24 protein-coding genes are annotated in these 25,800 nt (G+C 47.3%); 23 read left to right on the top strand and 1 reads right to left on the bottom strand.

All coding sequences use genetic code 11. From position 1 onward, the window contains the following. Nucleotides 1-315 precede the first annotated feature (315 nt). The 17 genes from KB559_RS14710 to KB559_RS14630 all read left to right on the top strand — a co-directional run bounded on the left by KB559_RS14710 (nt 316) and on the right by KB559_RS14630 (nt 18,345). A complete protein-coding gene (locus KB559_RS14710; RefSeq protein ID WP_211022681.1) occupies nt 316-1,608 on the top strand; it encodes an ABC transporter substrate-binding protein in 1,293 nt (430 codons plus the stop codon). A 45-nt stretch (nt 1,609-1,653) separates the two neighbouring features. Continuing rightward, nucleotides 1,654-2,946 (top strand): ABC transporter substrate-binding protein, encoded by a 1,293-nt coding sequence (locus KB559_RS14705; RefSeq protein WP_211022680.1) that lies wholly within the window; start codon nt 1,654-1,656, stop codon nt 2,944-2,946. A gap of 19 nt (nt 2,947-2,965) precedes the next feature. Then, nucleotides 2,966-4,255 (top strand): ABC transporter substrate-binding protein, encoded by a 1,290-nt coding sequence (locus KB559_RS14700; RefSeq protein ID WP_211022679.1) that lies wholly within the window; start codon nt 2,966-2,968, stop codon nt 4,253-4,255. Between the two features lie 30 nt (nt 4,256-4,285). Beyond that, entirely contained in the window at nt 4,286-5,590 is a 1,305-nt protein-coding gene (locus tag KB559_RS14695; protein WP_211022678.1) for an ABC transporter substrate-binding protein, read from the top strand. 24 nt (nt 5,591-5,614) lie between these two features. Next, the gene (locus KB559_RS14690; RefSeq protein WP_211022677.1) at nt 5,615-6,919 is read left to right on the top strand and encodes an ABC transporter substrate-binding protein; all 1,305 of its coding nucleotides are present in this window, start codon (nt 5,615-5,617) and stop codon (nt 6,917-6,919) included. Nucleotides 6,920-7,294: 375 nt separating this feature from the next. Next, nucleotides 7,295-8,581 carry an ABC transporter substrate-binding protein gene (locus tag KB559_RS14685; RefSeq protein WP_211022676.1) on the top strand — a complete coding sequence of 429 codons (1,287 nt, stop codon included), beginning with the start codon at nt 7,295-7,297 and terminating at the stop codon, nt 8,579-8,581. Between the two features lie 156 nt (nt 8,582-8,737). Next, nucleotides 8,738-9,367 (top strand): uracil phosphoribosyltransferase, encoded by a 630-nt coding sequence (gene upp, locus KB559_RS14680; RefSeq protein WP_211022675.1) that lies wholly within the window; start codon nt 8,738-8,740, stop codon nt 9,365-9,367. Between the two features lie 27 nt (nt 9,368-9,394). Beyond that, nucleotides 9,395-10,549 carry a non-hydrolyzing UDP-N-acetylglucosamine 2-epimerase gene (gene wecB, locus KB559_RS14675; protein ID WP_211022674.1) on the top strand — a complete coding sequence of 385 codons (1,155 nt, stop codon included), beginning with the start codon at nt 9,395-9,397 and terminating at the stop codon, nt 10,547-10,549. Nucleotides 10,550-10,927: 378 nt separating this feature from the next. Continuing rightward, entirely contained in the window at nt 10,928-11,305 is a 378-nt protein-coding gene (locus KB559_RS14670) for an ATP synthase subunit I (protein ID WP_211022673.1), read from the top strand. 35 nt (nt 11,306-11,340) lie between these two features. Next, nucleotides 11,341-12,105, top strand: a complete 765-nt coding sequence (atpB, locus tag KB559_RS14665) for a F0F1 ATP synthase subunit A (protein WP_211022672.1) — start codon at nt 11,341-11,343, stop codon at nt 12,103-12,105. An 87-nt stretch (nt 12,106-12,192) separates the two neighbouring features. Beyond that, nucleotides 12,193-12,405 (top strand): F0F1 ATP synthase subunit C, encoded by a 213-nt coding sequence (gene atpE, locus KB559_RS14660; RefSeq protein ID WP_006213098.1) that lies wholly within the window; start codon nt 12,193-12,195, stop codon nt 12,403-12,405. A 113-nt stretch (nt 12,406-12,518) separates the two neighbouring features. Then, complete coding sequence (gene atpF / locus KB559_RS14655; protein ID WP_211022671.1) at nt 12,519-13,010, top strand: F0F1 ATP synthase subunit B; 492 nt, start codon at nt 12,519-12,521, stop codon at nt 13,008-13,010. Next, nucleotides 13,007-13,555 (top strand): F0F1 ATP synthase subunit delta, encoded by a 549-nt coding sequence (locus tag KB559_RS14650; protein WP_211022670.1) that lies wholly within the window; start codon nt 13,007-13,009, stop codon nt 13,553-13,555. The genes atpF and KB559_RS14650 overlap by 4 nt, the downstream gene beginning before the upstream one ends. Before the next feature lie 15 nt (nt 13,556-13,570). Further along, nucleotides 13,571-15,085: a F0F1 ATP synthase subunit alpha gene (atpA, locus tag KB559_RS14645; RefSeq protein WP_211022669.1), complete on the top strand. Its 1,515-nt coding sequence runs from the start codon at nt 13,571-13,573 to the stop codon at nt 15,083-15,085. Between the two features lie 313 nt (nt 15,086-15,398). Beyond that, the gene (atpG, locus tag KB559_RS14640; protein ID WP_211022668.1) at nt 15,399-16,259 is read left to right on the top strand and encodes an ATP synthase F1 subunit gamma; all 861 of its coding nucleotides are present in this window, start codon (nt 15,399-15,401) and stop codon (nt 16,257-16,259) included. A gap of 215 nt (nt 16,260-16,474) precedes the next feature. Further along, nucleotides 16,475-17,875 (top strand): F0F1 ATP synthase subunit beta, encoded by a 1,401-nt coding sequence (atpD, locus tag KB559_RS14635; protein WP_211022667.1) that lies wholly within the window; start codon nt 16,475-16,477, stop codon nt 17,873-17,875. Nucleotides 17,876-17,934: 59 nt separating this feature from the next. Beyond that, nucleotides 17,935-18,345 carry a F0F1 ATP synthase subunit epsilon gene (locus KB559_RS14630; protein WP_211022666.1) on the top strand — a complete coding sequence of 137 codons (411 nt, stop codon included), beginning with the start codon at nt 17,935-17,937 and terminating at the stop codon, nt 18,343-18,345. Between the two features lie 158 nt (nt 18,346-18,503). Here KB559_RS14630 and KB559_RS14625 read toward each other — a convergent pair whose 3' ends face one another. Continuing rightward, a complete protein-coding gene (locus KB559_RS14625; RefSeq protein ID WP_247681837.1) occupies nt 18,504-19,199 on the bottom strand; it encodes a copper homeostasis protein CutC in 696 nt (231 codons plus the stop codon). A gap of 222 nt (nt 19,200-19,421) precedes the next feature. Here KB559_RS14625 and KB559_RS14620 point away from each other — a divergent pair, with 222 nt between their 5' ends. The 6 genes from KB559_RS14620 (at nt 19,422) to mreB (ending at nt 25,743) form a co-directional block, all read left to right on the top strand. Beyond that, nucleotides 19,422-19,673 carry a DUF1146 family protein gene (locus KB559_RS14620; protein WP_211022665.1) on the top strand — a complete coding sequence of 84 codons (252 nt, stop codon included), beginning with the start codon at nt 19,422-19,424 and terminating at the stop codon, nt 19,671-19,673. Between the two features lie 251 nt (nt 19,674-19,924). Beyond that, the gene (gene murA / locus KB559_RS14615; protein ID WP_211022664.1) at nt 19,925-21,271 is read left to right on the top strand and encodes a UDP-N-acetylglucosamine 1-carboxyvinyltransferase; all 1,347 of its coding nucleotides are present in this window, start codon (nt 19,925-19,927) and stop codon (nt 21,269-21,271) included. Between the two features lie 413 nt (nt 21,272-21,684). Then, the gene (gene spoIID, locus KB559_RS14610; RefSeq protein ID WP_247681836.1) at nt 21,685-23,082 is read left to right on the top strand and encodes a stage II sporulation protein D; all 1,398 of its coding nucleotides are present in this window, start codon (nt 21,685-21,687) and stop codon (nt 23,080-23,082) included. 101 nt (nt 23,083-23,183) lie between these two features. After that, nucleotides 23,184-23,945 (top strand): M23 family metallopeptidase, encoded by a 762-nt coding sequence (locus KB559_RS14605; RefSeq protein WP_211022663.1) that lies wholly within the window; start codon nt 23,184-23,186, stop codon nt 23,943-23,945. A gap of 300 nt (nt 23,946-24,245) precedes the next feature. Beyond that, nucleotides 24,246-24,530 carry a sporulation transcriptional regulator SpoIIID gene (spoIIID, locus tag KB559_RS14600; RefSeq protein ID WP_114497259.1) on the top strand — a complete coding sequence of 95 codons (285 nt, stop codon included), beginning with the start codon at nt 24,246-24,248 and terminating at the stop codon, nt 24,528-24,530. A gap of 214 nt (nt 24,531-24,744) precedes the next feature. Next, the gene (gene mreB / locus KB559_RS14595) at nt 24,745-25,743 is read left to right on the top strand and encodes a rod shape-determining protein (RefSeq protein WP_211022662.1); all 999 of its coding nucleotides are present in this window, start codon (nt 24,745-24,747) and stop codon (nt 25,741-25,743) included. Nucleotides 25,744-25,800: the final 57 nt, after the last annotated feature.

The raw sequence follows: 25,800 nt of genomic DNA, 5'->3' as shown, positions 1-25,800 counted from the left end.
ATATCGCCTCTTAATACATATTAAATGAGATCATTTCGCTCGTTTGAGCAAACGCTTGCATTTAACTTAGTGAAGTTGGATCACACCTTGTTTAGCCCCCCTCGGTAACGCTGCTTCTTAGATAAATCACCAGTCGGATTTTAGGATTCCATAGATTTAATAAGGAGACATCTTTTATTGGCAAAAATGCAAACGATTGCACGAATGACGTAAGTGTCAAATCCCTCGACGAGCCATAGCCTCCTTACTAGAGCAGGGCCAGCGATTGCTGGATCAGAAGTTCATTTTATGAAGCGTAATCATTGGAGGGCTAAAATGAAGATCAATTTTTTGTTGTTAAGAATAACAATCTTCCTACTGCTTCTTACGTCCTGCTCCTCCAGCAAACAAACCCTTCAATACGAAGGCGACCCGGAAATGAAGGCTACGTTAAAAGTGATGTATCCTCCTGGTGAAGAGTCGTTCATGACCGATTATGGAGATTTATTTAAAGTCAAATTCCCAAATATCGAAATACAAGTAATAGGTTATTGGAATACGCGCTACAAGGAAGTCATGCAGGAGGAGAAGCCTGACGTTATTGCCTTATCTATCGATGAGTATACAAAGTTCATAGAGGAAGACAGATTGTATGATTTAAATCTGTTGTTTTTAAATGATAAATTTGATTTGGATGGAATCAATCCCAATATTCTAGATTATCTAAGGCAGTTGGGTGGAGGTAAGATATACGGCTTACCACCAAAGTTCTTAAATAGAGCCATATATTACAACAAAGATCTATTTGATAAAAATAATGTCCCATACCCTCATGACCAGATGACTTGGGAGGAAATAATCCAGTTGTCAAAACGATTTTCATCAGGGGATGAGATAAGTGGATTATATATGCAGAGCTTTGCTACTAGTGTGAACGAAATAGCTACGAGCCGTGGTCTGAGTTTTTATAATGCAAAGGATAAGAAGATCACAGTGAATACCGAATCGTACAAGAAAGTGTTCGAGCTTGTATTGGATGCTTATAACTCAAAATCAATAGTATTGCCCGGAATTGATAGTCTTGAAGTATATGATCCATTCATCACTGGGACCAGTGCTATGACCATGGATTACTACTATTACATTAATAATAAGATAAACTGGGCGAAAGAAGAGCAAGGTTCGAAGTTTCATTTGAATTGGGATTTGGCTTCCGCTCCTGTGGGAGATGAGTCTAGACGCGGAACAACGTCCTATTTTAACTTTGCCAATATATTTTCTGTAAACTCCGAATCTGAACAAAAGCAGGCGGCTTGGGAACTCGTCAAGTTTATTAATGGTGAGGAACTGGCTAAGAAGAACTCAAAAACCCCAAGCTTTGCTGCCCCAACGAGAACCGATTATTTATATAACCCGGAAGGGAAACGGATTGAAGCTTTTTATAATCAAAGGCCAGAGATAAAACCAGTATCTGCTGAGTTTTACAGTAGTTTGCCTAACGGATTTTTTACTAATATGGATGGAATCATTAACTCTGAACTAAAGGCCGTAACGGTAGGCGTCAAAACCCTCGACGAAGCCATGGCTTCCATGCAGGAGCGGGGGCAGCGGTTACTGGATGAGAAGTAGCGAGAAAGTTCAATTACCTGATGGCACTGGTGGAGGGGGATCGTTTTGAAATTAAGATTAAAAATTATATTAGCTGTTATGGTATGTTCTTTGCTTGTCGTAGCTTGTTCGCCTAATAAGGAAACAGTTAAATATGAAAGCGACCCGGAAATGACGGCTACCTTGAAAGTTCTGACGAATGCGGATACTAAGTATTTCATGGAGAGTGAGGGGGATTTATTCAATGTAAAGTACCCGAATATTGAAATTCAATTTGTCCGGTATACGCCTGATAATATCGACAAGGTCATTGAGGAAGAGAAGCCTGAGATTTTTATCCTGACACTAGACGAATATAAAGAATATTTACAAAATAATCGGTTATTTGACCTGGATGTCCTGTTTTCCAATGATGCGTTTCAGCTTGAAGGAATCCATCCGGAAATCGTCAATTATTTACGACAAATCGGAAATGGCAAATTATATGGGCTCCCTACCGAATTTACAAATCAGGCGGTCTACTACAATAAAGATTTGTTTGATAAGTACGGTATTCCTTATCCGCAAGATGGAATGACATGGGAAGAGCTCTTTCAACTGGCGAAACGGTTCCCGGCAGAGGACGGAGTATACGGCTTGTATATGAATTTCTCTAATCTGGTGGATGATTTGGCTTGGAGGCGGGGATTAAACCCAATTAATACAAAAGAGATGAAGGTAACGCTGAACACGGCATCTTACAAGGAAATATTTGAAATGATCTTGGATGCTTATGAATCGAAAGCGATCACATTGCCGGATCTGGATCGATTTGAAGTATACGACCCTTTTATTACAGGTGAAAGCGCCATGATCGTAGATTATAACGAATACATCAAGAACCATATCAATTGGGCCAAAGCAGAACAGGGAAGCAAATTTAATTTGAATTGGGAATTAGCCTCCGGTCCGGTCGAGGAATCAAGCCGTGATATATCGCCACATTTTACGATCACTGGTATATATGCGATTAATGCGGAATCGGAGCAAAAACAAGCGGCATGGGAGTTTATTAAATTCGCCAGCAGTGAAGAATTGGCCAAGGTAAAATCAAAAGCTATTTCCCACATCTTCTTGTCCACACGGACAAATACGATTCCAAATCCCGATGGCAAACGAATGGAGGCCTTCTATAATTTGAAGCCCGACGTAAATGCCCATACTGGTGTCGATTATCGTTTGCTTCCACTGAGAACTTATTCGAATTTGAAAGGGATCATCAACTCCGAGGCTAAAGCCGTAATGGTCGGGGCCAAAACCCTGGATGAGGCAATGCTTTCCATGCAGGAGCGCGGGCAGCGTTTGCTGGATGAGAAGTGAGGTAAAAGGGGGCATAGAATTGAAAACCCGAGTAACTGCCATATTGGCAGGAATGATCGTTCTATCTCTTCTTATTTCCTGTTCACCCAGCAAAGAAACTGTACAGTACGAAGGCGACCCGCAGATGCATGCCAATCTGAAAATCATGACAGTCGACAGCAAAGATGATTTTATGCAGGATTATGGCGACTTGTTTAATGCGAAGTACCCGAATATTGAACTGAATGTGGTTTCTTTTCAAGAAGGCAATCTCCAAGAAATATTGAAGCAAGAAAAGCCCGATATCTTCCTAACCTCGCAGAACGTATATGAACAACTTCTTCATAAGAGCAAGCTGTATGATCTGGATGCATTACTTAACACAAATGCCTTTAATCTCGAAGGAGTTCATCAGGGGATTGTCGACTCCCTTAGAGACGCCGGTAACGGGAAACTATACGGACTCCCTTCCGTGTTTCTGACGAAAGCTCTATTTTACAATAAAGATTTGTTCGACAACTACGGTATTCCATATCCTCAGGACCGAATGACATGGGAAGAGGTTCTTCAATTAGCTGCACGATTTCCGGCAGGGGACGGAGTTAGCGGATTGTTTATGCGTGACTTTTACTCCTTATCGGAAGATATGGCCCGCTGTTACGGACTAAGCAAGGTTAATGTCAAAGATCAGAAGGTAACGGTAAATACGGCTTCTTATAAAAGTATTTTTCAAGACATTCTCGGAGCCTACGAAGCAAAGGCAGTTGTACTGCCTGAAGTTGATCTTTTCGAGGTTTATGATCCATTTATAACAGGTGCTAGTGCCATGACGGTGGATTATTACTATTACATTAACCACAACATAATCCCCGCCAAAGCGGGAACTGGAGATAAGCCTCTCTTAAACTGGGATGTAGCCACGGCTCCGGTGAAGGAGACGAACCGTGATACTTCGCCTTATTTTAACATTGCAGCTATTTTTTCTATTCATTCCGAATCGGAGCAAAAACAGGCGGCCTGGGAATTCGTTAAGTTTGTTAATGGTGAAGAATTCGCAAAAGCCAAGTCAAAAACAAATGGGTTTACGCTGCCTGCGCGAACGGATTACATTTACAACCCTGAAGGAAAGAATCTGGGCGCTTTTTATAGCTTAAGACCTGATGTGAATCCCATCCAGATCGATTATGATAACGTCCCGAAAGGGTTTTATACCCATATGAAGGAGATTATCAGTTCCGAAGCTAAAGCCGTCATGGTCGGCGTTAAGACCATTGACGAAGCCATGGTTTCCATGCAGGAGCGGGGGCAACGGTTACTGGATCAGAAGTAAAACTGTAAACCAGATTGAGGAGGGTTAGATTTGAAGATCCGGTTAAAGGTCCTATTTGCGACTTTAATGGTGCTATTGCTTCTTTTATCAGCTTGTTCATCGGATAAAGAAACAATTAAATATGAAGGCGATCCGGCTATGAAGGCCACGCTGAAGGTGATGTCTATAGAAAGCGAACGGCAAATCATGGAGGAATATGGAGATCTCTTTAAGGCGAAATATCCGAACATCGAACTTGAGATAGTTAATTACCAATGGAGAAACACAGCGAGCTTAAATAAGGTGCTAGAGGAGGAGAAGCCAGATGTGTTCAGCATTACTTCCAATGATGAATATGAGCAGTTTATCCAGGATAACAGGATGTATGATCTAAGTGCGCTCTTATCCAATCGCGATTTTGATTTAGAAGGGGTTCATCCGGAGGTCATTAATTACTTAAGGAAAGTTGGCGATGGAAAAATCTATGGAATTCCATCCTCCTTTCTTTCCAAAGCAATCTATTACAATAAGGATCTCTTCGATAAGTATGGCATTCCGTATCCCAAGGATCAGATGACATGGGAGGAAGTGATCCAGTTAGCAAAGCGATTTCCATCCGAGGATGGGATAAGCGGGTTATATATGCGAAACTTTTCCGACTTCGTCAATGATATGGCTTGGGTCAGTCGTATCAATCCGGTTAGCGAGAAGGATCTTGCAGTTACCCTTAATACAGAATCCTATCGAAAAATATTTGAATTGATTTTAGACGGGTATCAAACCAAGGCTGTGAATTTACCGGATATAGATCTATTTGAGGTATATGATCCTTTTATTACGGGGACCAGCGCGATGACCGTAGATTATTATTATTACATTAATAACAACATCAATTGGGCCACGGAAGAGAAAGGGGATCAATTCCATTTAAACTGGGACGTCGTATCTTCTCCGGTGGATGAGTTTAATCGTGATATCTCCCCCTACTTCCGTGTTTCCGGTATTGTAGCGATAAATGCCGAATCCGGGCAAAAGCAGGCGGCATGGGAGCTTGTGAAGTTTATTAACAGTGAGCAATTGGCTAAGGCCAAATCCAGAACGGTATCGGTTGTCGTACCGACGCGAACGGATTATATCTATAACCCGGAGGGCAAGCGGATGGAGGCCTTTTATAATTTAAAGCCAGACGTAAATCGTAAGATCATCAATTACAACCTGTTCCCGAATCGATTCTTTGGCAACTTGGATGGAATTATCAATTCTGAGGGAAAAGCCGTCATGGTCGGCGTTAAAACCCTCGACGAGGCGATTGCTTCGATGCAGGAGCGGGGGCAGAGGCTGTTAGATCAAAAATAAAAATGATAGAATGGGGGCGAACAAGTGAAAAATAGAATGAAGTTAGGGGTTAAAGTTGTACTGTTCGTTTTTGTTATGTCCATCGTCGTGGCTTGTTCAAAGAGCCAGGAAACCATACAATTTCAGGCGGACCCTGAAATGGAGGCTACGCTTCGAGTCATGTATCCTGCCGGGGAGGAATGGTTCAGGAAGGATTACGGCGATTTGTTTAATGCCAAATACCCTAATATTGAAATCACGATTATCCCGTCCCCCCAAGGGGGAATGGATAAGTCGTGGTGGAAACGCGAAAAGCCCGATGTATTGGCGCTCGATCTTCCGGTCTATGAACAATTGATCGCAGATGACAAGTTATATGATCTGAACACCGTCATTACCAACGACGTATTTCATTTGGATGGGATGCATCCGGGAATCATCGACTTTATTAGACAAAGAGGTGGAGGTAAGCTGTACGGGTTGCCTCCGACTTTTTATAACAAGGCCATTTATTACAACAAAGAGTTGTTCGACCGTTTCAAAGTTCCCTATCCGAAGGATCAAATGACATGGGAAGAGGTTATTGAACTGGCTAAACGGTTTCCGGCTCAGGAAGGCGTTAATGGCCTATATATTCGCGATTATGAGTTTCTGGTAAGCGAACTTGCCGCAAGCCGCAATTTAAGCCCTTATAACACCGCTAAGTTACAGATGACTATAAATTCGGAAGGGTACAGAAAGGTTTTTGAGACGGTGCTTGATGCGTACAAGTCAGGGGCTGTAGTATCACCCTCTGCGGGTACTCAGCAATATGATCCTTTCATTAATAAGACCAGTGCCATGGCTTATGATTATTCTTACTACATTAATAATGAAATCAATTGGGCCAAGGAGGATTTAGGCAATAAGTTTCAATTAGATTGGGAATTGGCTTCGGCTCCTTCCGATTCCGGCAATCGCGAGCTTTCATCTACTTATTTTTTCACAGACATTCTCACCGTTAGCGCAGACTCGGATCAAAAACAAGCGGCTTGGGAATTAGTAAAATTCATCAATAGCGAGGAAATGGCCAAGGTAAAGTCGAAAACGGCAGGACTGAGCCTGATGACGCGTACCGACTATAACTATAATCCGGATGGCAAACGGATGGAGGCCTTTTACACTCAGAAGCCAAACCTGGATCGGGGTACGATCGACTACACAAAAATTCCGAAAGGATTTAGTTTAAGAAAGATCATTAATCAGGAAGTAACCGGGCTGATCGCAGGGGTAAAGACCGTGGACGAGGTACTCGCTTCCATAGAGAAGCGCGGACAGGCAGAACTCTCTAAAGGGCAGGAGAAGAAATAAAGCAAAGCCTGAAAACCCCAGATCAACCATCGATCTGGGGTGGTTATTTTCCGATTTGACAAAAGCGCTTACATCTATATAATAAAATCCAACGTTCGTAATTAACGAGTGCAGGATATGAATACCGGCTCGTTTCCTCTATAAATAATGAAGTTCTCTTTTCCGCTGCTTCAATCACTCCCTAGCATAGCAAACCATGTCCAATTGATCCAAAAGACTCATATTGTTTCATCAACCTGAAGACGAACTTGTTCATATCCGGGTAAACCATCACGATCTGTTAGAGCAACGGGACAACTCTGCCTGCCAAGAACAAGGTCTCTAATAAAAAGTGAGGAGAGTACCGCGAAAATGATAATAAGGCGATTTAAGGGAGTGCTATCTTCGATATCTGCGATGGCGGCGCTAACGGTGCTGATTTCAGCTTGCGCGTCGGGCAAGGATGTCTTGAAGTATGAGGCCGATACGAATATGAAAGCTTCCATTAAGGTCCTCTATCCGGGCGGAGAAGATTGGTTTATGAGAGCGTATGGAGAACTGTTCCTCACAAAGTATCCGAATGTTGAAATTACGGTGATCGATTACCCGTTGAAGGGGGTCGATGAAGTGGTAGAACAGGACAAGCCGGATGTTCTTGCGCTTCGATTCCCGGACTACGAAAGGTTTGCTCAAGAGGACAAGCTGTACGATCTAAACGCGATGATCACGAATGACTCTTTTGACCTGGAGAAAATGCATCCGGACATCATCGATTTTCTAAGACAGCGGGGAGAGGGCAAGCTGTACGGTCTGCCGCCGACATTTTCGAACAAAGCGACTTTCTACAATAAGGATCTGTTTGATAAATATCAAATCCCGTATCCGGAAGACCGGATGAATTGGGAGGAACTGATTGCGCTAGCCCAGCGTTTTCCGGTAGACGAAGGAATCAGCGGGCTTTATCTGCAGGATTTCTCCTTTATGGTTAGTGAGATGGCGCTAAGCCGCGGTATCAGCCGGCAGAACGCCGCAGCCAAAAAGGTAACGATGGATACGAAATCCTTTGAAAATGTCTTTGAGACGGCCTTGAAAGCCTATCAATCGAAAGCAGTAGTATCCCCCGAGTTGGGGGGATCGGACTATGATCCTTTCATTATGGGCAAAAGCGCAATGACAGTTAATTATTTCTATTACATTAATAATGCGATCGGTTGGGCACAGAGAGACCTTGGAAGCACATTCCAATTAAATTGGGAGTTGGCTTCAGGCCCGGGGGATGATGCCGATCGAACGACGACGTCTTCATTGTTCTTCACGAACATTTTTACGGTGAATGCCGACGCTGGCCCGGATCAGATTCAGGCAGCCTGGGAGCTCGTCAAATTCGTGAACAGCGAGGAAGCGGCAAAATTGAAATCCAAAACGGCGGGATTTGATCCTTCGACCCGTACGGAGCATATATACTCTCCGGACGGTAAACGGATAGAGGCCTTTTATGATCAGAAGCCAAATCTGAAGGATATGTCCGTGGACTATAGCAGTTTGCCCGAGGGTTTCTCGAGTAAATTGGATAACATTATCAATGCGGAGGGAAAAGCGGTTCTGGCTGGTCTTAAAACGCTGGATGAAGCAATTGCAGACATCCAAGCTCGAGGACAGAGCGAGATGGATAAACAGGATTAGCGTGGATTGTACGGTCCTGTTAAACAAAGAATATGGAGGCGACATGGTTCGTGGTAATCAGAAAAGGACAGTGATATAATAAACAAGATTTGCGGAACACTCGGAATGTGGGGTTGCCGCAAGTGTAGACTTAGCTATAAACCGGAGGGACAAACAATGGCAAAACTGGTGGTATGCGATCACCCTTTAATTCAACACAAACTGACATTTATCCGTGATATGCGGACCAACACGAAGGATTTTCGTGAATTGGTGGATGAAGTGGCCACGCTGATGGCCTATGAAATTACAAGAGAAATCCCTTTGGAGTCGATTAAAGTTCAGACGCCTGTGGCGGAAGCGGAATCCCGCGTTATTTCAGGACGCATGTTGGGGCTCATTCCCATTCTCCGGGCCGGTCTCGGCATGTTGGACGGGGTACTGAAATTGCTCCCTGCCGCTAAAGTGGGCCATGTAGGGCTGTTCCGTGATCCGGAGACCCTGCAACCGGTCGAGTACTACATCAAGCTTCCTACGGACGTTCAGGAGCGTGAATTGATCGTTATCGATCCCATGCTTGCAACAGGGGGATCGGCGATCGCCGCGATAGACGCGCTTAAGAAGCGGGGGTGCACGCAAATTAAGATGATGAACTTGATCGCAGCGCCTGAAGGCGTCAAAGCGGTACAGGATGCCCATCCGGATGTGGATATTTATGTTGCTGCACTGGACGAGCGTCTGGATGAACACGGTTATATTATTCCTGGGCTTGGCGATGCCGGTGACAGATTGTACGGTACGAAATAAGAATAGGTTTAGGGAAGGGAAGCAGCCATGTCAAAAATCAAAGTGATGACGATCTTCGGAGTTAGACCGGAAGCGATTAAAATGGCTCCGCTCATTTTGGAGCTTGAAAAGCATCCCGAGCATATCGAATCCATAGTTTGCGTTACGGCGCAGCATCGGGAAATGCTTGATCAGGTGCTGGACGTTTTCCGGATCGTCCCGGACTATGATCTCGATGTTATGAAGCCGAATCAAAGCTTGAACGAAATTACGCTTCGCGTATTGGAGGGACTTGAAAAGGTCCTTCGCGAAGCGAAGCCGGATATCGTTCTCGTCCACGGCGATACGCTGACGACGTTTCTGGCAAGCTATGCAGCTTTTCTCCAGCAAATCAAGATCGGACATGTCGAAGCGGGTCTTCGTACATGGAATAAATTGTCACCTTATCCGGAAGAGATGAACCGGCAATTAACGGGAGTGCTGGCGGACTTGCATTTCGCCCCGACAGACTGGTCTGCGGGGAATTTGCGCAAAGAGAACAAGCCAGAGTCAAGCATATATATCACAGGCAATACAGTAACTGATGTGTTTCAATATACTGTACAGCCGAATTACAACAATTCTGTGCTGGATTGGGCCGCCGGAAAGCGGCTTATTCTTATGACCGCACACCGGCGTGAATCTCAGGGGGAGCCGCATATGAATATTTTCCGCGCCGTAAGACGGATTGCGGATGAATTTGATGATGTGGCCATTGTTTATCCCGTGCATTTGAGCCCAGCGGTAAGAGAACCGGCGTATGAAACTTTGGGAGACCATCCCCGTATTAAACTAATCGAGCCACTGGATGTGGTGGATTTGCACAATTTCTATCCACATACACATCTGATCCTAACGGATTCCGGCGGTTTACAGGAAGAAGCGCCGTCTTTTGGCGTTCCTGTACTGGTGCTTCGCGATACGACGGAGCGCCCGGAGGGCATCGAAGCGGGAACGCTGGAACTCGTCGGCACGGATGAGGAGATGGTATATGAGCGGACAAAGGCGCTGCTCAGCGACAGCGAGCTATATAATTCTATGAGTCGGGCCGCTAACCCGTACGGAGATGGAAAGGCATCGGAACGGATTGTCAATGCGTTATGTCACCATTTCGGGATTATAAGCGAGCGTCCTGAACAATTTCACAGAAAGTTCACAAATTGAAAAGATCAAGAATTGTGTTTCTCATGAAGATAGCATACAGTTATACTGTACGGTTTAACGCTTTCTTGCTTTGATTTAAAGGATTCATCGCTTCAACGCTTTCGTTGACAAAAACTCGTCACATTCAGTAAAATAAGTTGGGACTGCGATCGATGAATAAATCTAACAAAGAAGTTAAACCTTGGATGATAGCCTCTTATATTAGCGGGGCTGGAATTCTGCTTGTTATCTATATTTTGTCGGGTTTTCTGGTTTCCAAGTGGCTTGTGTCGTATTTCGAGGCTTCCAAGGTATGGATAGCTCTCGGATTAATTCTTGGCTTGCTGCTTGGTATAACCAACATTATTTTCTTAATTTACAAATTTATAGGGGGACAAGATGGATGATTTAAACTCCATTGTCACAGCCGTATCCCGGATAACTCTATTGATGTTATCTGCTCTGTTACTTGGATGGGCTTTTCTCCCGGAGCATAGGCCTCTATGTAATGGATTGATTCTGGGCCTTGCAGCTGGATTGGTGTACGTCCGTTTCTTATCCTCGAAGGTGCGGGGGTTAGTCAACCTCGTGGTCAGTCAGGAGAAGAAGCGATACAGTTTCGGGTTTGTTACTAGAATTTGTCTGGTATTTGTAACGGTAATGATTGCGGCCAAAGTGGAGCAGGTATCCATGCCCGGCGCCATTATCGGTGTGTTTATACCGCAGATTTTGACAATACCAACAAGTATAGTAATTGGTCTAAGAAACAAGTCTTAACGAGCTGATTAGTGGAAAGGGGTGAGTACGTACACATGCATGAAGCACCGATAATCAACCTTGGTGGATTTAATCTGGATCTTTCCGCAGTTCTTATGCTCTTTGTCAGCTGTCTCATCGTCTTCGTACTTTGCAGACTGGCCGTCGCCAATTTATCAGTGGAGAATCCAGGGAAGCTTCAGAACTTTATGGAATGGGTTGTGGAGTTTGTTCAAGGGGTCGTCGGAAGTGCAATGGATCTGAAAAAAGGGAAGCCTTACATCTCTTTGGGATTAACGCTTATTCTTTTTATCTTCGTCTCCAATCTCCTCGGTTTGCCGATGGGAATCATTACAGAAGCCCATAAGCCGGAGTCGATTTTCGGATTTGTTATTGAGGCGACACGTAATCTTAGCGGCGGGGAGCATGCTGAAATACTTTGGTGGAAATCGCCTACGGCCGATATTTCTGTAACCGCGGGTCTGGCCATCATCGTCTTTTTCCTGATGAACTACCTCGGTCTGAAGCATAACCGGAAGCATTACCTTAAGCATTACATTGAACCGTTCCCGGTATTCCTTCCACTTAATATTATCGAGAACTTGGCCAAGCCTATTGCTTTGGCAATCCGGTTGTTTGCAAACATCTTTGCCGGCGAGGTCCTGATTACAGTTATTTTGAAAATGGGCTTCCTGGGAATTCCGTTTATGGGAATATGGCAAGGGTTCAGTATTTTTGTCGGCGCGCTTCAAGCCTACATCTTTACGATCTTGACCATGGTTTACATTGCCCAGACAACGATTCATGAAGAAGATCATTGATAAACTCGAAGAGCCTGCCTCAGGGCTAATCTCTAAGAGGTGTATTATATCAAAAACTTATTAACAAAATTTAAGGAGGAAATTTAAATGGAATTTTTGGCAGCAGCTATAGCAGTTGGTTTGGGTGCACTCGGCGCAGGTCTTGGTAACGGTATGATCGTAAGCAGAACGGTAGAATCTATTGCACGTCAACCGGAAGCTCGCGGTCCGTTGCAAACGACTATGTTTATCGGTGTCGGTATCGTCGAAGTAGTTCCACTTGCCGCTACAGTTATCGCGTTCCTGATCATGTTCTCTTAATAATAGCTACGGTTTGGCGGGGAGGGCCGATGCCATCCGCGCCTTCGTTTTATGAGTGTTGATATTATATGCAATTGAAGTGGTAGTGTAGCTATCGGAAAGGAGTGACATCGGTGAGCGTCCTGTGGGAAAATATTGTAATTACGATGATTTCATTTGCTATTCTGTACTGGTTACTTAGCAAATTTGCGTTCGGTAAATTATTTGCAATCATGGAACAACGCCGTCAACTGGTGCTGTCCCAATTGGAAGAGGCCAAACAGACGAGAGAGCAAGCTGGTGTATATGTGGAAGAGCAAAAAGAAGCTCTGAAACAGGCCCGTCAAGAAGCCTTCGAAATTATCGAGCAGTCCAGACAAAGCAGCAGCAAGCAGGCGAAAGAATTGCTTGAACAAGCTAAACAAGATGCATCTCGCGTGAAGAACGAAGCGGTGCGCGATATTGAAAGCGAGAGAATGAAAGCGGTTGAGGCCTTGCGCGGCGAGATCGGCGCATTCTCTGTGAATATCGCTTCCAAGCTGATTAAACGGGAAGTCGAAAGCAATCCTGCTGAGCAAGAGGAACTCGTAGGCCAATACCTGAAAGAAGTAGGTAGCAAATCATGAGTCGGGAAGTAGTGGTAGCCAGCAGATATGCTAAGGCACTCTATGAGATTGCTGGACAGGAAGGCCGAACTCTTGAAGTCGAGCAGGAGCTTAAAGCCCTGGTTGAGGCTTTGCATAATGATCCTGAAATCAGGCAGTTTATTCAGAGCCCTAACATTTCCTCTGACACCAAATGGGAAGCCATCCAAAATGGATTGGAGGGGAAACTCTCCAAACCGGTTATTTCTCTTGTCAAGCTGCTTGTTGACCGGGGAAGAACCGTGATTTTGCCAGAACTCTTGAACAGCTACACCAAAATTACAGGTGATGCTCTCGGGTTAGCCGATGCATTGGTGTACAGTACTTACCCTCTTAGTGAAGAAGAAAAACAAACCGTTGCAGCCGAATTTGGTGCTCTGGTTGGCAAGAAAATTCGTATTCTGAACGAAGTGGATAAGGAATTGCTGGGCGGTATCAAAGTGAAACTTGGCGATACGCTGTACGATGGAAGTTTATCCGGCAAGCTGGAACGGCTTGAAAAGTCTTTTCGAAGACAAGCACTGTAGATAGGGGTGAAACACTTGAGTATCAGACCTGAAGAGATCAGTTCACTGATTAAAAGTCAGATCGAACAATATAAATCGGAAATTGAAGTGGCCGAAGTCGGCACCGTTATTCAAGTTGGTGATGGTATCGCCCGTGTCCACGGACTTGAAAACGCCATGGCCAACGAATTGCTCGAGTTTGAAAATGGCGTATTTGGACTTGCGTTGAACCTGGAAGAAAGCAATGTCGGTGTCGTTATCCTGGGGCCATACAGCGAAATTCGCGAAGGCGACCAAGTGAAACGTACGGGGCAAATCATGCAAGTTCCTGTTGGCGAAGCATTGCTGGGCCGCGTTGTAAATCCGCTGGGTCAACCGGTGGACGGCAAGGGTCCTATCGAAACTACGGAATTCCGTCCGGTTGAAAACAATGCTCCGGGCGTTATCGACCGGAAGTCGGTTCATGAACCGATGCAAACCGGAATCAAAGCGATTGATTCGATGGTTCCAATTGGCCGCGGTCAGCGGGAACTTATCATTGGCGACCGCCAAACCGGTAAAACGGCAATCGCTATTGATACTATCATTAACCAAAAAGGCAATGGCGTAAAATGTATTTATGTCGCAATCGGCCAAAAGCAATCTACGGTTGTCAACGTTGTCGAAACACTGCGTCGCCATGGAGCGCTTGATTACACGATCGTCGTGACCGCATCCGCATCGGAACCGTCTCCGCTCCTGTATATCGCACCTTACGCCGGCGTTGCTATGGCTGAATACTTTATGTATAAAGGTGAGCATGTCCTCATTATTTATGATGATTTGACTAAACAAGCGGCAGCTTACCGTGAATTGTCCTTGCTTCTTCGTCGCCCTCCGGGTCGTGAAGCATATCCGGGTGATGTGTTCTATCTGCATTCCCGTCTTTTGGAACGTGCAGCTAAACTGAGCGATGAGCTCGGTGGAGGATCGATTACGGCGCTTCCGTTTATCGAGACCCAAGCTTCGGACGTATCCGCGTATATCCCGACCAACGTAATCTCCATTACGGACGGTCAGATCTTCTTGGAATCAGACTTGTTCTACTCCGGTCAACGCCCGGCGATCAACGTCGGTATCTCCGTATCCCGGGTAGGGGGCTCCGCTCAAATCAAGGCGATGAAGAAGGTTGCCGGTACGCTCCGTCTGGATTTGGCACAATACCGCGAGCTTCAAGCGTTCTCCCAATTCGGTTCCGACCTCGACAAGTCGACGCAAGCTCGTCTGACCCGCGGTTCCCGTATGATGGAAATCCTGAAGCAAGGCGTCAACCAGCCTTTGGCGGTTGAAGAGCAAGTCATCAGTCTTTATACGGCAGTAAAGGGCTACCTGGATGACATCGCAGTTGCCGATGTTCGTCGTTTTGAGTCCGAATTCCTGGCCTTCGTGAAGAGTCAACATGATGACGTTCTGCAATCGATCCGCACTACAAAGGATCTGGTCGCCGACAATGAAGCGAAATTGAAAGAAGTTATTGAGAAGTTTAAGAGAGGCTTTGCGGCTTCCGTATAAGTGCAAGTTCAAAGTCGGCTTTTCAGCACCGAGAAGGTTGCGAGAACCCGAAGAAGGAGGAACGGAGTGTAGGCAAAACCTACATGAGTACCGGACTTCGAGGGTGAACGCAAGATTCGATGTCGAATCAACATCTCGAAACACTTCGTGATCAAAAGATGACTTGTTGAACAACCTCTATTAATAAAGATGATTTGCAAACCGGCCCTGGCTTGTTGCCGGATCGCCGGTTTGTGACTGAATGGGTTTGCGAACAGATTGAAGATTAAGATGCAGGCAAGGGATTTGCCAACATCTTTAAGGTGGTGAAATCATGGCAAAAGGGATGCGCGAAATAAAACGCCAGATCAAGAGCGTTCAGAACACCCGTCAGATCACGAAAGCGATGGAGATGGTGGCTTCGGCCAAGCTGAGAAAGGCACAAGAAAAAGCGCAGGCCTCACGACCCTATGTTGATAAACTGAAGGAAGTGGTGTCTAGCATCGCAGCAGGTTCGGACGGCGTTTCTCATCCGATGCTGGTTTCGCGTGCAATTAAGCGTACGGCTTATATTGTAATTACTTCCGATGGCGGTCTTGTCGGCGGTTACAATGCGAACTTGCTAAGAAACGTAATGGATACGATCAAGAGCAAGCACGCCTCTACCGAAGAATACGGCTTGTTCGTGATCGGCCGTAAAGGCCGCGACTATTTTACCCGCCGAGGCCTTCCGGTAGTAGAATCCGTAACCGACTTGTCCGACTCGCCCAAATTCGCCGACATCAAATCGCTGGCTTATGCCGCTGTACAAGGATTCGAACTGGAACAGTATGATGAAATCTATCTCTGTTACAGTCAATTCATTAACGCGATTACCCAAAAACCGACTGTCGACCGCCTGCTTCCATTCGACAACGTGGAGCATCATGGCGTAACAGCCGATTACGAGTATGAACCTTCGCCGGAAGGAGTACTGGAAATCTTGTTGCCGAAATATGCGGAAACTCTCATTTTTAGTGCGCTTCTTGAAGGAAAGGCGAGCGAACTTGGTGCAAAAATGACTGCAATGGGCAGCGCTACGAAAAATGCGACCAAGATGATCAATGAACTGACATTAACTTACAACCGTGCACGTCAAGCGGCTATTACCCAGGAAATTACGGAAATTGTCGCAGGAGCAAACGCACAAGGCTAATAAGCTCGTAATTGGTCAGAAAAACAAATGCCGGTTAATCCCTTAAGCAGGTTGAGTTCTTTGTTATTAAACCAACTTGTCGGGGATTACTCGCGGCTTCATTTACGGTTACGATGACAGTTTGCGGAAAAGCAAAGCTCATGGAATCCACATCCGAGCAGTTTTGCCTGTTGTTTTTTGGCGTGTGACCGCAAAACTTTTAGGAGGGAACAAAGATGAACAAAGGACGCGTTGTTAGCGTAATGGGTCCGGTTGTTGATATCGAGTTTGGCCGTGGTCAACTGCCGGAAATCTTTAACGCAATTAAAATTGTAAAACAGAACGCGCAGGAAGGTTCTAGCGAACTGATCTTGGAAGCGTCCAATCATTTGGGCGACAACCTGGTTCGTTGTATCGCGATGTCCTCGACGGACGGATTGGTGCGCGGAACGGAAGCCGAAGATTTGGGTGCTCCGATTTCCGTACCAGTCGGCGAAGCAACTCTGAGCCGCGTATTTAACGTACTGGGTGAAACGATCGATAATAAAGGTCAGGTTGCAACTGCGGTTCGCAATCCGATCCACCGTGAACCTCCGAAGTTTGAGGATCTGTCAACGCAATCCGAAATTCTGGAAACCGGGATTAAAGTTATCGACCTGTTGGCTCCTTACGCCAAGGGCGGTAAAATCGGTTTGTTCGGCGGCGCGGGTGTTGGTAAAACCGTAACGATTCAGGAATTGATTCGTAACATCGCCCAAGAACATGGCGGTATCTCCGTATTTGCCGGCGTAGGGGAACGTACCCGTGAAGGTAATGACCTCTACATGGAAATGACGGAATCCGGCGTTATCGAGAAAACGGCGATGGTGTTCGGGCAAATGAACGAACCTCCTGGTGCGCGTTTGCGCGTAGCGTTGACCGGTCTGACTATGGCCGAGTACTTCCGCGATCAGGAAGGCCGCGACGTTCTGTTGTTTATTGATAACATTTTCCGTTTTACACAAGCGGGCTCGGAAGTGTCGGCCTTGCTCGGCCGGATGCCTTCCGCGGTAGGTTACCAGCCTACGCTGGCTACCGAAATGGGTCAACTTCAAGAGCGGATTACTTCGACGAAAAAAGGTTCGGTTACATCGATCCAGGCCATTTACGTGCCTGCGGATGACTATACTGACCCGGCTCCTGCTACGACGTTTGCTCACTTGGATGCAACGACTAACCTGGAGCGTAAAATTTCCGAGAAAGGGATTTTCCCTGCCGTGGATCCGCTGGCTTCCAGCTCCCGGATTCTGACCCCGGAAATTGTCGGCGAAGAGCACTATAACGTTGCTCAAGGCGTTAAACAAATCTTGGCTCGTTATAAAGAGCTTCAAGATATCATTGCCATCCTGGGTATGGATGAATTGTCCGAGGATGACAAGCTGCTCGTGGCCCGTGCCCGGAAGATCGAACGCTTCCTGTCGCAGCCGTTCTTTGTTGCCGAACAATTCACCAGTATCCCTGGTAAATTCGTGCCGATTGCGGAAACGGTTCGCAGCTTCAAAGAAATTCTGGACGGTAAACATGACAACCTGCCTGAAGGGGCGTTCCTCTTCGTAGGTACGATTGAAGAAGCCGTTGAGAAAGCGAAGACGTTGTAAGTCGCACCGTTAAGGCGGATGCTTCAGAAATGAACGTCCCACGAACAGGAGGGATGAAAGTGAGCACCTTTTTATTGGAAATCGTCACACCGGAGCACGTGGTATTCTCTCAAGAAGTGGATAGCCTGACCGTGCGCGGAGTGGAAGGGGAGCTCGGCATCCTGCCGGGGCATATTCCTTTTGTGACCCCTTTGCAGGTAGCTCCGCTTGTGATTAGATCCGGAGGCAAGACGCAGACGATCGCCGTTCATGGCGGGTTTGTCGAAGTTCAAGGCGATAAGGCCATCGTGTTGGCCGAAAGCGCTGAGCTTCCGGAAGAGATCGACTTGGAGCGGGCGATCGCAGCCCGGGAACGGGCGGAACGCAGATTGTCGGCGTCCGAACAGGACCGGATCGATCATCGCCGCGCGGAATTGGCCTTGCAAAAAGCCATTACGCGGATTAATGTATCCAGCCGCTCTAAGGAGTAGGAGATCGACAAAAAACCGGGCTTTTCATGCCCGGTTTTTTGTCGTTTTATGTCATGCAGGAATCACCGCTTGCGACAACGAACATATTAAAGACAACCTTCTAATGTGTATTCAAAATGTCGACTTTTCAGCAACAAGAAGGTTTTTTGAACAACCTCTTATTGGAAGCGGTCTGCAATGCTGCGAACCCGGGTAAGCTTGTCCGGATCAATCGGTTGCATCAGATCTCCGTTCATACGTACGCCAGAGCCTATATGGAATTCGCGGACCCCCGTTTCCTTCAGGAAGGCTTCCAGACGATCGGAATGCAATCCTGCACCAGGAAGCACTGTAGGGCCGGATTGCTCGCTAAGCAGGTTCAGACGGCGAATGACGTCGGCAGCCTGAAGGACTGAGGAGCGTCCTCCAGAGGTGAGAACGTGGGTGATTTGAGGATAACGGCTCAATACGGAGAAAGCCTGCTCCTGATCCCGGATTTCATCAAAAGCCCTGTGAAACGTTACAGGCAATCCTTCGGCGGCCTTTAGCAGACGAGTAAGCCCAATTTCATCGATGTTGCCTTCGGGTGTGAGCAACCCGAGAACGAATCCCCTGGCACCGATATTCCGGAAGACTGCAATATCGCGCTCCATGGTACGAATATCGTCCGGTCCATAGCAGAAGCTTCTGCTATGCGGGCGAATCATGACACGGAAATCCAGGTCGATCTCCTCATGAATCATCTGAACAAGGCCAAGGGATGGAGTTAATCCTCCCTCCGCAGGTGATGTAATAATTTCCAGACGATCTGCCCCGTTAGAAGCCGCGATTTGGGCATCGGCTAAGGTGTAGACTATGACTTCGGCAATCATCATACAATTCATTCCTTTCCGGGCGGATACAAAAAATTGAATAAAGTGAATAATAGATGATATTGGAAGCCTTTGCAAGTGAAAGAAATGCTGGATTATTATCACGCTGGCAAGTATGATATATAAGGTCTATATTTTTACATTACTTTATCCGATATATTTAGGGGATATATTAACCGTTTAGGTATCTGCGGCATAAATATATCGTGTCGGGAGGAAGTTCAAGTGAATCCAATCGAATCTGTACCCGTATCGGTGGGAGTAAACGGCCTTACGGCCATCCTCGTGTCACTGGCATGTATCGCGATGTCCTGGTGGGCGCTGCAAAACCTGAAACTGGATTTGTTCATTCGCCATCCGAAGGGACCGCAGGGGAAATTGCTCCATCTGCTTCTGTCCGTCGTTCTGGGACGGTTTGTCGCAGCCTTCGTGCTCGAGTACTGGGGATACACGCAAATGCTGAAGTATATGTTTTAATTCCTAAGTCTTTGGTTATAAGTGTGTTAGACTAAGGGGACAAGGAAATTGTCGAATAACATCAAAACATTGTGTCAACAATGGTGAATAAGGACTACGATACGTTACGGAAACTCTGGCTTAATGAGAGCGCCGTTTCCTCGGTATTACTGTACTTTTCGACAGGTTTAGAGCCTTGTGCGCCTCAAATGACCGATGATATGATGAAGTTTAGGGGAAATGGTGAAAATGAACGCGCGGAGGGAACCAAGATGAGCAAATTTATCGTCCGCGGTGGCAATGTTTTGGCCGGGAACGTTAAAGTAAGCGGAGCTAAAAATTCAGTGCTGCCAATCATTGCAGCATCCTTGTTGGGTGAGGAAGGCGTAAGCGTGATTCGTGACGCTCCTCCTTTGGATGATGTAATGACTATTAATAAAGTATTGGAATCGCTGGGAGCGACTGTTACATATGATCGTGAAGTCATTACGGTCAATGCGCAAACCATCGCTTCCTGTGAAGCGCCGTACGAATGGGTGCGCAAAATGCGGGCGTCCTTTCTTGTCATGGGTCCTTTATTGACCCGAACGGGTTATACGCGAATTTCATTGCCGGGAGGCTGCGCGATTGGTACAAGACCGATTGACCAGCATCTTAAAGGTTTTGAGGCAATGGGTGCGGAAATTAATCTGGGCCAGGGCTTCATTGAAGCCAAATCCCAAGGCCGTCTACGCGGGGCGAAGATTTATCTGGATGTAGCCAGCGTCGGGGCAACGGAAAATATTATGATGGCAGCTACTTTGGCCGAAGGAACGACAGTGATCGAGAACGCCGCCAAAGAACCGGAAATCGTCGATTTGGCCAACTATTTGAACGGAATGGGCGCTATCGTTCGGGGAGCAGGCACAGGTGTCATCCGGATTGAAGGCGTGGAAAAGCTTCACGGAGTAGAGCATACGGTAATTCCTGACCGCATTGAAGCAGGGACCTTCATGATCGCTGCGGCTATGACCGGAGGAAACGTATTTGTGGAAGGCGCGATCGCGGATCATCTCGGCCCGATTGTTTCTAAATTGGAAGAGATGGGCGTTCGTGTCGATATATTTGAAAATGGAGTGCGCGTCATTGCCGACAAACCGTTAAAAGCGGTGGACGTCAAGACATTGCCGTATCCGGGATTTCCAACGGATATGCAGTCGCAAATGATGGCATTGCTGCTCGTATCGGAAGGCACGAGTGTAGTTACGGAAACGGTGTTCGAGAACCGGTTTATGCATGTAGACCAGTTCCGTTTGATGAACGCGGAAATTAAAGTGGAAGGCCGCAGTTCGATTGTTACCGGCGGAGCTAAACTAAGCGGCGCAAAAGTATGCGCCACGGACTTGAGAGCAGGGGCTGCCCTAATCATTGCCGGCTTGGTTGCTGACGGAACGACTGAAGTTAGCGGTACGCATCATATTGATCGCGGGTACGTGCATCTGGCGGAGAAATTATCCGGACTTGGCGCCGACATTTGGCGCATTGCGGAAGGGAAAGAGACTTCAGCGGAAACCGAAAAGACCTCGGTTACGGTTCAAGAAGATCTGCCAATTCTCAAAATTCAACCTAGCTGGGCATAATCCACGACTATTAAATAAGAAAACGCAGGCCATTCCTTTCGGGGAATGGTCTTTTTGCTGTTTTGCGGGAAAATGATCGGATTTCTATAGAAATGAAGACGGTATGAAAAGAAAGCGGTATCAAATCTGGTGATTTAGACGCCTTTCCCTTAAACATCCATCACGTAAGTATATGAGGCAAAAAACGACTGTATGCAAGTCTAGGGCTTGAATGATATGAACAAACGGTGTCTTTACTTACCTGACGGGAGCCTACTTTTCTCAAACGGGTTCTAGCAGATGAGCGGAATTCATATCTATAAGTATATCGAGCATTAGGTATAACCCTGAGAAACGCTAGGGTAGGGGCATGCTCGCCAGCAGGTATGTTTACGCTACGCTGCAGCACGAATCCGGATGGAGGTAATCTAGGAATGAATGAGAAGTGGGGTCCATTTAAGGAACCGGGAACAAATCATAGAATTACAGTAAAAATGAACCGGGGTGAGGGGGAGTCGGGCAAGGGTACAACGGAGCCGAGTAGCGTAGAGGAGGCAGGATCAAGCGCAGCTGAGGTGAGTGGCACGGTGAAGCCGCCGAGTGGGCAGCACGCGCAGCAACGCTTGGCCGCGGCCGATGGCGAGCCTGAGAGGGAGACGCCGCTGCGCGTGCGCATCGCGCCCGGCTCGCGGGCCCGCCGCCCTTCCTCCTTCCGCGGAGGCGGAAGGAGGAAGGATGCCCGCGGGCTAGCCGCCGGGCTGGCGGGCCTGGCCGCGCTCGCGGTGCTGCTGCCCGCGCTGCTGGCGGTGCGCGGCGCCGGACCGCCGCCGGCGCCGGCCGACCCGGCGGCCGCAGCCGCTAGGGCGCAGCAGCTGCAGCAGCTGCCGGGCCCCGCGCCCGGCGCGGGCGCGGAGCGGCTCGTCCCGGCGGAGGACTCGGCCGCCGCGGACAAAACGCCGGTGCGCGTGTATCTGACACGCACCGGCAGCGTGGAAACCCTGCCGCTCGAGCAATACGTGACCGGCGTACTGGCCGCCGAGATGCCGGCGGACTTTGAGCTTGAAGCGCTCAAGGCGCAGGCGATCGCGGCCCGAACCTTCATCGTCCGTCGTTTGGCGGCCAACGACACCAGCGGTGTCCCCGGCGGTAAGGCGGACGTGCTTGATACGGTAGATCACCAAGCATATCTCTCGAAAGAGACGCTGGAGCAATGGAAGGACAAAGGCAAAGCCAGGGAGTTATCCAAACTGGAACGCGCCATTCAAGAAACCCGCGGCATTGTGATGACCTATCAAGGAAAGCCGATTACAGCATCCTTTTTCTCGGCCAGCGGGGGATACACGGAGAACTCCGAGGAGTACTGGTCGCTTCGAGTTCCTTATCTTCGTAGTGTACCCAGCCCTTGGGACAGTGTAGCCAACCCAAATAACGAAGAGACAGTAACTTTTAAGCTTAATGAGGTTTTTAGTAAATTGGGACAAACCGTTCCGGCCGTACCCGTCTCGGCAGGCGGCAGCAAGAGTCTCAATTCCGGGAATCTCTTTCGGATTAACTCTTTCACTTCCGGACAGAGAGTAAAGGAGATTAAGGTGGGGGATAAGGTCTATACGGGCCGGGAGATTCGAGAGAAGCTCGGGCTTCGTTCCAGCCAGTTCAAAATTCAATATGACGGAACAAACGTAAAAATCACCACCTACGGCTATGGTCATGGCGTGGGAATGAGCCAATGGGGGGCGAACGGAATGGCGCAGAAAGGATATACGACTACTCAAATTCTCAAACACTATTACACCGGAATATCCTTTCAACAAGCGGCCCGTCTCTTAAAGTAACTATTTCTGAATCGGACTCTCTTGCAAAATTTTCAAAAAATGATATAAGCGAAGTATAAAAGCTTCGGCCCCGGTAACACTGGTTACTGAGGTGATGAGCAATGAATGAACAAAATAACAAGAAGAAATCCCATGAGGAGTCTCCTAAAATTGCAATGGGAGAGCCGGTAGTACCGGTGTCCACGTGGAAAAAAGTATTGTCGAAGAGATGGGTTTACCCGGCAGCTTACATGGCAGCAGCGGCAATTATACTAACCTTAGTGTGGGTCTACCAGGATGCCAGCCAAAAGCCTATGGACTCCACACCTGCCAGCGTGACGGATTCCGTAGAGCAGGCGGGCAGCGAGGACCTGCTGGGTCAGGATACCGCGAAGGAAAGCGGCAAAGACAAGGCCACCGAGACCGTAGCTGTAGCTGAAGATCTGGTATGGCCGGTAGCCAATGCCGCGGATGTTACCGTAGTGAAGCCATTCTATGACAATGAAGCGAGTGCCGAGGATCATGAAGCCGCGCTTGTCCAGTATAACGATACCTTTATCGCAAATACCGGAATCGACCTGGCCCGGGCGGATAACCAGTCGTTTGAAGTAACGGCCGCTATGGGCGGTAAAGTAACACGGGTGGATGAAGTTCCTTTGCTCGGTTTCGTAGTTGAAATTACGCATGCCAACAACTTGAAAACCGTTTACGAAAGTCTGTCGGACGTAAAAGTAAAAATGGATGCCGAAGTGAAACAAGGCGATACGATCGCATTAGCCGGCCGGAATGAGATGGAAAAAGACCTTGGCAACCACGTTCACTTCGCCGTATATGAAAATGGCGAATTGATTAATCCGTCCAGCGTTTTGCCGAAACACGAATAAGACGGAAAAAGAAAATGAATTACAGAAGGCTGTCCTTAAAAGTCATATTGACTTGAGGGACAGTCTTTTTTTATCTGGATGGAGCGGATTTATGTATTGGGGTGATGGGCTCGTCCGCACTCGCGAATCGCGCAGGAGTAGAGGGAATCCGTTAAAATAAGCAGGTAAAAATGAAGGCTTTGCAGGAGCACTTGTCAAAATAATTGGCCTCGCCCGGGCTTGTCAGGCTTGGAAACAAAGAATATATGGGCACGCCCCTCATATAATGTACCAAACTATCTCGAGTAGGGAGGCGGGAGCGTGCACGATTACATCAAAGAACGGACGATTAAAATAGGTCGCTGCATTGTGGAAACTCGGCATACGGTCCGGACCATAGCCAAAGAGTTCGGCGTATCTAAAAGCACGGTGCATAAGGATTTAACCGAGCGTCTGCCGGAGATTAATCCGGATTTGGCGGACCAGGTCAAGCACATTCTCGAATATCATAAGTCGATCAGGCACCTTCGAGGAGGCGAGGCGACGAAGATCAAGTATAAGAAGAAAGGGCAATCCAAACGGGAGGTGATTAGCTCCGCTCGTTAATGGGTAAATATTATGTTTGGCATCCCGATGAATGTGATTGAACACCTCCCCCAAAGTATGGTATTTTTAAATATGGTATGAGATTGTGGATTTATATCTCATTTTCCCGAGTTTTGAAGGTTTTTTCGCAGCCAGATGTCGAATTACGGCTCCGTGATTCGGGGAAACTTTTACCATATATTTGTCATAAAATACGTTCTGGGGGAGCATCGCGATGATGAGCAAGGATATTGGTATTGATTTGGGCACAGCCAATGTGCTGATTCATGTCAAAGGAAAGGGAGTAGTCCTCGACGAACCGTCTGTGGTTGCGATCGACAGTGACGCCAAACGGGTGCTTGCGGTCGGTGAAGATGCGAGACGGATGGTTGGCCGTACACCGGGAAATATCATTGCGATTCGTCCATTACGGGACGGAGTTATTGCCGACTTTGAAATTACGGAAACGATGCTCAAGTATTTCATTGATCGGGTTGGAGGCAGAAGCTGGTACAGCCACCCCCGTATTTTGATCTGCGCGCCAACTAACATTACTTCAGTTGAACAGAAATCGATCCGCGAAGCGGCGGAACATAGCGGTGCCAAAGAAGTATTTATGGAAGAGGAACCGAAGGCTGCGGCCATCGGCGCAGGAATGGACATATTTGAACCGAGCGGCAATATGGTTGTCGATATCGGCGGAGGGACGACGGATGTGGCGGTGCTTTCCATGGGGGACATCGTCACGGCTTCGTCCATTAAAATCGCCGGGGACAAGTTTGACGCCGCCATTATTAAATATATTAAAACGAAGTACAAGCTGCTGATCGGGGAACGGACCGCCGAAGATATCAAGATCGGCATCGGAACGGTACACCCTTCGGGACGGGTTGCGGAAATGGATATTCGGGGCAGGGACATGGTATCCGGGCTGCCGCTCACGATTACTATCACTGCGGCTGAAATCCAGGAAGCGTTGACCGATCCGGTATCTTCTATAGTAACCGCGGCAAAATCAGTGCTGGAGCGTACTCCGCCGGAACTGTCCGCCGACATCATCGACCGGGGCGTTATTCTGACAGGCGGAGGCGCTCTGCTGAACGGGCTGGACGAGCTCTTGATTGAAGAACTCCGCGTACCGGTATTGATTGCCGAAGATCCGATGCACTGCGTCGTGAAAGGAACCGGCATTATGTTGGACAATTTGGATCGGGTTATTAAGAAAAAATTCTGATTATCCGATATAAATATAAGATATGTTGTTGGAATGAATGATCCTGAATATATAACC

It is taken from the genome of Paenibacillus sp. Marseille-P2973 (assembly GCF_018101095.1).
GTDB classification, from domain to species: Bacteria; Bacillota; Bacilli; order Paenibacillales; family Paenibacillaceae; genus Fontibacillus; species Fontibacillus vini.
Note: the sequence above shows the minus strand (reverse complement) of the source record. Positions and strands in the feature narration are given on the sequence as shown.